2 protein-coding genes are annotated in these 6,278 nt (G+C 46.1%); both read right to left on the bottom strand.

What is annotated here, in order from left to right:
• Nucleotides 1–2,898: amino acid adenylation domain-containing protein (locus L3V43_RS23445; protein ID WP_237117519.1), on the bottom strand; the 2,898-nt coding region annotated here is incomplete at its 3' end.
• Nucleotides 2,899–3,177: 279 nt separating this feature from the next.
• A partial coding sequence (locus L3V43_RS23440; protein WP_237117518.1) for an amino acid adenylation domain-containing protein occupies nucleotides 3,178–6,278 on the bottom strand: 3,101 nt, incomplete at its 5' end.

Here is a 6,278-nt window from a genome sequence, read left to right as displayed (position 1 = left end):
CTCTCCTGCCTCTTCTACCACTAACACTAGCGATTCTATTACTGCATCATGGCTATTTAGGTGATGCTCTATTTCCCCAAGCTCAATACGAAAACCTCGTAACTTCACCTGCTCGTCAACGCGCCCTATAAAACACAACTCTCCTTGTTGGTCATATCGAACTAAGTCTCCTGTACGATAAAGTCGTGCATCTGTGTTGTGACTAAAGCGGTCTGGAATAAAACGCTGTGCCGTTAGCTGTGGCTGATTAAGATAACCACAAGCCACGCCCGCACCACCTAAATACAACTCACCCGTTACTCCAAACGGTAACAGCTCTCCTTGTTCTCCCAGTACGTAAGCCTGCGTATTGGACACCGGACGACCTATTCTTGGGGCCTGCTCCGGTGCCGCTGTCATTTCATAGTAAGTGGAGTACGTCGTATCCTCTGACGGTCCATACAAGTTCACAACTCGCCGTAACTCTCGCCCACTAAATAACTTCTCTACTACTGTCTGTGCCAGTGGCTCTCCTGCCAAGTTGACACTCAGAACCGAGCTAGGAAGCCGCTGCGCCGCCAGCAATGCATCTATTCCCGACGGCACTGTATTAATTAGACTAATACCCGCTATGTCTTCGTTTAGCAGAGTCAGAATGTTTTCCACTAAGATTACTTTGCCACCAAAGCTCAGTGGAACGAATAACTCAAACACCGATAAGTCGAAGTTAAGTGACGTGCTTGCCAACACCCCCGCTAACTCTTCCGGCTGATAAAACTCTCCTGCCCACTGCACCATCGCCAACGCATTCCTGTGCGCTATCACTACCCCTTTTGGCTTACCTGTCGAGCCTGATGTATAAATAAGGTAACTTGGCTGGTCGCTCGTAGCTTGCGGATGACGGCCTAAGTTGTCTCTACACTGTTGTGCTAAGTCCTGCTGTAGTTTAGTGGCGTCTAGCTGCCACAGAGTGACACCTGCGATATCCAACAGCCCTTGAGTATGCTCGTTACAAATAACATGCTGCAACTGCGTATCTGCAACAATATACTCCAGTCGCTGTTTGGGATAATTAGGGTCCAGTGGGACATAGCGTCCTCCAGCTTTTAATACTGCCAACACTGCCACAACCATATTCACCGAGCGCGTTAGCAATATCCCTACCGCATCTCCTAGCTGCACTGCTTGATGCTGTAGTTGTCGTGCCAATTGGTTTGCACGTTGGTTGAGCTGACCATAGCTGATACTTTCACTGGCGGTTTCCACCGCCACCGCATCCGGTTGGCTCTTTGCTTGACGCTCAAACAACTCATGCAATAAACAGCTCGGCACCTCAACATCCTGAGCTGTACTATTCAACTCCGTGAGCAAATAAGACCGCTCTCGCTCACTTAAGAGTTCCAACTCTACTAAGGGCTGCTCCACAGGTTGCGTTAGAAGGTTGTCCAAAACATTACCGAAGTGCCTATCAAATTGAGTTATGGTTTCTTCATTAAATAACTCGGTATCATAGACCCAAGTGAGTTTGCAGCCAGATTCGGACAGGGAAATGCTGATGTCTAAGTCATACTTGGTAGTAATGTTATCTGATAAGACTTCCTCGAACTCCACTCCCTGAAGGGATAGGCTCGGCTTGCTTGACGACTCACCCTGAAACATACTCAGCATCACTTGGAAAATAGGAGTATGCTGCACGCTACGCTCAACTTGGCAATGCTCTACAATCTGCTCAAACGGTAAGTCTTGATAGCTTTGCGCGGCTAAATTGGTATCACGAATATGAGTTAAAAATGCAGCGACAGTATCATGTTTGATAGATGACTTTAAAATTAGGGTATTGACAAAAAAGCCAATTAGCGGTGCCAGTGCTGTGTTTTGTCTATTTGCAAACGGAGTCCCAACAATAAACTCTGATTGGTTACTGTGACGGCAAAGTACAATACTCAGGGCTGCATGAAAAACCATAAAGGGGGTCATTCCATGGCGCATGGCAAAAGCCTCTATAGCCGCAGTAGAATAGCGACTGAACACTCTGGCTCCCTCATTACCTTTGCGCTCTGGGCGAGGATAATCCAAAGGTAAACGATGCAATAACGGAGCACCTGATAACTGCTGTCGCCAGTAACGTAACTGCTCCGCTAAGCGACTTTCTGTTAGCCACTGCCGTTGCCACACAGCAAAGTCAATATATTGGATAGCCAATGGAGTAAGTCTGGTTTCTTGTCCCATTTGCAGCGCTTGATACTCAGCAACAAACTCACGTACAAATATATTCATCGACCAGCCGTCAGAGGCGATGTGATGCATATTAAATAACAGAGTATTTTGGTTATCTGGGCCAGCTATAATATAACTCACCCGTAGCATTAGCTCAGTTGCCAAGTCAAAACTCTTTTCTGCATCATATCGGATCAACTCAGCTAATTTACGTTGTTGATACTGTGCCTCAAGTGCAGAAAGATCAATGCGGTTGATCTTAAATTTGAATTCTTGATTTATCTGCTGAAAGGGTTCCCCTTCAACCTCTCCGTAAGTGGTTCGCAATACTTTATGCCGCCAAATCAATTTCTTAATGGCTCGTTCTGCAATATCAACCGAGAAATCACCTGCGACTTTAATCACCTTAGGTATGTTGTATTGTGCACTCTGCCCTTCAAAGCGATCGATAAACCACAGGCGCTGCTGAGCAAAAGAGAGAGGGAAATGACCGTCATGAGATGCCAGCGCAGATATAGTTGACTTAGGATTAATCTCATTCTTTGTTAAAAAATGAATAATTTCTTGTTTGTTTGCCAGTATTTCTTGCTTGAGATTTTCAGGAAATGAAGCAACCGATAATTTATATTTCAGCTGCCCGCCTTCTGTATATAGGTACACACCTGAAGACGTGGCACTTGCAACTAGCTGACTGATACTCATAGATTATTTTCCCTAATAGGCTTTCATTCTTATTATTGAGCATCAAATAAGGCCTGTCTTACGCACGTGTGACTGCGCAGAAAATTTAGACAACCTCCACTACATGAGCTGTTTTCACACTTATTTTGGCGGCTACTCTGTCAACAAGGGGAATCCGGACAAAATATTAACTTTAATAACACTTAGATACTAACATGTTAATTTAAAACAACCAATATTTAACACAATATCATTATTTGGGCAAACTTTAACCCATTGCATTAGGGAAAGAGGGACGAATTACAACGTCCCTTCCTCTATCACAGTGGCTAAACTGGCTTGTCTGTTAAGGTCTCGTATCGTCAGAAGTTGCCGTACTTTCTCAGCTAATGTAGCGATCTCTGGATGAGCGATCAGCTCTGCTAAGCTTAATTCTAGTGACCAATAATCGTTGATTTCAGCCAGTAATTGGATCAGAAGTAATGAATGCCCTCCAAGCTCCATAAAGTGAGCATCAACACTAATTTGTTCGTAGGGAATACTCAAAAGACGTTGCCAAATACCAGCTAGCGCTTGCTCAATCTCATCACGGGGAGCTTTAACCGCAGATTCCACGTTATCAATTTCATAGCTCAGAGCTGCCTTATTAACTTTACCGCTTGGAAGTAACGGCCATTGCTCAACTGTAATGATGGCTGCTGGCACCATAAAAGCAGGTAAGTTAGTGCGTAATTGCGACTTAATGTGGCTAACAAAATCAGGGCCCACCGTTGTTATCGGCTCTATATAAGCAAGCATTCGATTGTGACCTTGACCATCTTTATCTATCTTGATCACCGCTTTGTTAACTTGCTCTAATAGCGCTAATTGACGTTCAACCTCTCTAGGCTCAATGCGATATCCTCGAATTTTTATTTGTTCGTCAGCTCGGCCTAAATATTCAAGCTCACCACTTTCAAGGTAACGCACTAAATCTCCAGTCCGGTAAAGACGTTTACAAGGGGCTAAGTTAGGCAATGTTACAAACCTTTCAGCAGTAAGCTCTGCTCTATTGATGTAACCTTTGGCTACACCATTACCACCAATGTACAACTCTCCTGCAACACCAAAAGGGCAAAGCTGCTGTGATTGATCCAAGATATATAGCTCAGTATTTGGCATTGCCCGCCCAATAGTGATCTGTTCGTTCTCATAAATTTCAGCAATACTGGCGCACACGGTGATTTCGGTTGGGCCGTAGAGATTAAAAACTGGATAATGACATGCCCAACGCCAGCCTAGCTCCTCATCACAAGCCTCTCCACCTACAGCCAAGGCTGCAAAGTGATAATCCTCTCGAAATGGTAGATGAGCAAGATAAGATGGAGTTAGTAATGTATGCGTAATTTTCTGCTGCACGAGATAGCGTGCCATAAGATCTGGGTTTGCTCTTTCCTGCTCGCCACAAATGTGAAGACTTGCGCCCTGCGTCAATGCCCACACCCACTCCAAAACAGAAGCGTCAAAACAGGGGGTTGAAAACTGCAATACACGAGCATTTCGACCTGTAGGTAAGCGTTTTTTCAAGGCTACCGCAAGTTCAGTCACACTTTGATGCGCAATAGCCACTCCTTTTGGATTGCCTGTCGTACCTGAGGTATAGATAATATAAGCTGTATCGCTTAACTTTCCTCTACTTTGACTACAACCCTCTCCCACGACTGTCTGTACAGCATTTGCAACACAAATACGTTCCAAGGCTAAATGCTTAAGATCAGACTCAAGGGGTGAGTCGGTAAGTACACAAGTCGCCTCCGAATCTTGCAACATATACTCAGTTCGAGAAATTGGGTAGCTGGGCTCTAAAGGTAAGTACGTACCTCCCGCTTTTAAAATGGCCAGTATTGCCACCATCATATCTGTCGAACGCCCAACATATACGCCTACGGTATCCCCAACTTGGTATATTGAATTTGCGCACAAATGCTGGCTGACAGCTTCCGCACGTTGGTTGAGCTGACCATAGCTGATACTTTCACTGGCGGTTTCTACCGCCACCGCATCCGGTTGGCTCTTTGCTTGACGCTCAAACAACTCATGCAATAAACAGCTCGGCACCTCAACATCCTGAGCTGTACTATTCAACTCCGTGAGCAAATAAGACCGCTCTCGCTCACTTAAAAGCTCAACCTCCGCAACCTTCAAGGCCTTCGTCAACCCCAATAGCAAACGCTTATAATGTCCGCCTAAACGTGCCAAACTCGCCGAGTTATAGTGCCCCGCCCCGCCTTCTAAGCGAATACTCAACCCTTCCGATACATGCGCCACTACCGTTAAGTCGTAGTTCGTCCCTTCCGTTGTCTCCGCTGTCGTAACCTCTAGCCCCGACTGCTCATCCGCTTCACTTAACTGCGCATCAACCGGATAGTTCTCAAATACAAATACGCTATTAAACAGAGGCTCTCCCAACGGCGACTGTTTTTGTATTTCATACAACGGATAGTAGCTATGCCCTTCTCGTGCCACTTGCTGTTCGTGCTGCGCCTGCAATAGCCCAAGCACCGTCTCTTCTGCACCGCTCTCTACGACCACCGGTACTGTATTGATAAACAAACCTAATATCGACTCGACACCCGCAAGACTTGCCGGCCGCCCTGACGTCACCGAACCAAACACCACCGCACCTTGGTTGCCATAGCGCTGCAACAACACACCCCATGCCGTTTGTACGACTATATTTAACGTCGTTCTCGCTTCCGCCGCCAACCGTTGTAACGCCGCCGTCTCTGATACACTAAACTCAATGCGATACTCGCCCTCTCCTGCTCCCACCTCTCCTTGCTCCGCTGGCAACTGAGTATGGCTACTCAGCGGTGCTAACGTGTCTCGCCAAAACGCTACCGTCTCCTCCTTGTCTTGCTCACTCAGCCACTGAGCATAATCTCTATAGCTGTATTCTGGCGCTCCACTTGCTAACGGTATACCCGCACACAGCGCTTCATAACATTGCTTTATCTCCTTAAATACCAACGGAATACACCACCCATCCAGTAGCGCATGGTGGTAACTCCAGAGCAACGTATGTTCATCTCCTACATTAAATAAGCTAAAGCGCATCAGTGGTGCTGCATCTATCGCAAAGGCTTTGCGCTTATCCATACGCTGATAATCGTCTAAATAATGTTGCTGCTGCGCCTGTGACATCTCCCTTAAATCTTCTTCCTTCCAAGGCAGTACCGCATGTGCGCTCACCCTTTGATGCGCATTCCCTTGCTCTATTCCTACAAATGCCGTTCTAAAAATATTGTGCCGCTCTATTACCGCTAACCATGCAGCTTTAAATGCGCTTGCATCCAAATCCTTGAAGCTTATCCGAGTCTGCGTGACATAACTCCCTGCTTCCAACAAACCATGGAATAACA

The sequence above is a fragment of the Pseudoalteromonas sp. L23 genome, assembly GCF_021728455.1.
Classification (GTDB): Bacteria; Pseudomonadota; Gammaproteobacteria; order Enterobacterales; family Alteromonadaceae; genus Pseudoalteromonas.
The sequence above is the reverse complement of the archived record's forward strand: the minus strand, read 5'-3'. Positions and strand labels throughout refer to the sequence as shown.